The 1,157-nt window shown below is 53.8% G+C and carries 3 protein-coding genes; all 3 read right to left on the bottom strand.

Features of this window, described 5'->3' with window-relative positions:
- Positions 1-8: 8 nt before the first annotated feature.
- The 3 genes from ACWJI7_RS14205 to ACWJI7_RS14215 all read right to left on the bottom strand — a co-directional run bounded on the left by ACWJI7_RS14205 (position 9) and on the right by ACWJI7_RS14215 (position 1,052).
- Positions 9-374 carry a hypothetical protein gene (locus ACWJI7_RS14205; RefSeq protein ID WP_479938870.1) on the bottom strand — a complete coding sequence of 122 codons (366 nt, stop codon included), beginning with the start codon at positions 372-374 and terminating at the stop codon, positions 9-11.
- A 68-nt stretch (positions 375-442) separates the two neighbouring features.
- Complete coding sequence (locus ACWJI7_RS14210) at positions 443-790, bottom strand: addiction module antidote protein (protein WP_479938872.1); 348 nt, start codon at positions 788-790, stop codon at positions 443-445.
- Positions 762-1,052: a type II toxin-antitoxin system RelE/ParE family toxin gene (locus ACWJI7_RS14215; protein WP_479938874.1), complete on the bottom strand. Its 291-nt coding sequence runs from the start codon at positions 1,050-1,052 to the stop codon at positions 762-764. The genes ACWJI7_RS14210 and ACWJI7_RS14215 overlap by 29 nt, the downstream gene beginning before the upstream one ends.
- Positions 1,053-1,157: the final 105 nt, after the last annotated feature.

A 1,157-nucleotide genomic window follows, 5' to 3' on the forward strand; every position in this document is an offset into this window, starting at 1 on the left:
GCCCCGCCTCAGAGGTTAACGATGGGCCCTGTCCAGAAAAGCCAGACCACCTCATGGCTCATGGCCACGCCATAGAAGACATTAGCCCCAACGTCGTGAACTGTAGTATATTTGTAAATCCCGCCACCTGATGTGTACTGCCGATAAACAGCGGACGATAGCTTGCCGGGATAAAGCGGCTCAATATGGCCGAATGCATCACGCGTCGCGATGTTCAGGCTTCCCATTCTGCGTCGAATGACAAGCACTTCATCTTCGGTTAGTCGTGAAATCTCGGCCACGTAGCGGTCCTCTTCTTGCTGGCTGATGCGCCACTCTTCAATCTTAGCGGCTGCTTGGGAGATGGGCTTGGGTGACCGGATGACGCTTGCCATCACCTGGCCGCAAGGATTCCATGCGACGAAAAGGAGTCATTTGGAGGCGGCACAGGTGTATGGCATTGTTAGACAGCCGTCTCCGCGTCAACAGCAGGACTGGCATGCAGTTGAAGTCCGAGTGCAGAGATAACCTTCAAGACGGTTGCGAGTTCAGGATTACCGCTTGATGAGAGAGCCTTATAGAGACTTTCCCGACCCAGTCCAGCTTCACGTGCAATCTGCGTCATGCCCTTGGCACGAGCAATGTCACCCAAGGCAGCAGCCACCAGTCTTGGATCTCCATCCTCCAAAGCGGCTTCAAGATAGGCTGCCATGTCTTCACTGTTTTTGAAATGACTGACTGGATCCCAGACAGTTGTTTTAGTTTTGGTCACTTGTTTCCCCCTAAAGGTTACGGGCAAGATCCTTGGCATGCTGGATGTCTTTTGCTTGAGAGCTCTTGTCGCCACCAGCGAGAAGGACAATAAGCATGTTGCCTTGGCTTATGAAATAGATCCGGTATCCAGGACCATAACGAATCCGAAGCTCAGAGACACCTTCTCCGACGGGCCGGACATCACCTGGATTTCCCAGGGATAAACGCCTGATCCGAATGTCGATGCGGGCTTTTGCCGCTCGATCACGCAGCCCACTGAACCATTCGGCATAGGCAGGTGTCTCCCTAATCTCCACCATGCCACAATTGTATCTCAAGGGATACGGCGCCGCAACCGGTTTTCGGCCTGTCTGAGGTGGTCTGGCTTTTCTGGACAGGGCCCATCGTTAACCTCTGAGGCGGGG

It is taken from the genome of Cryptocyanus atlanticus LEGE 06306 (genome assembly GCF_056633155.1).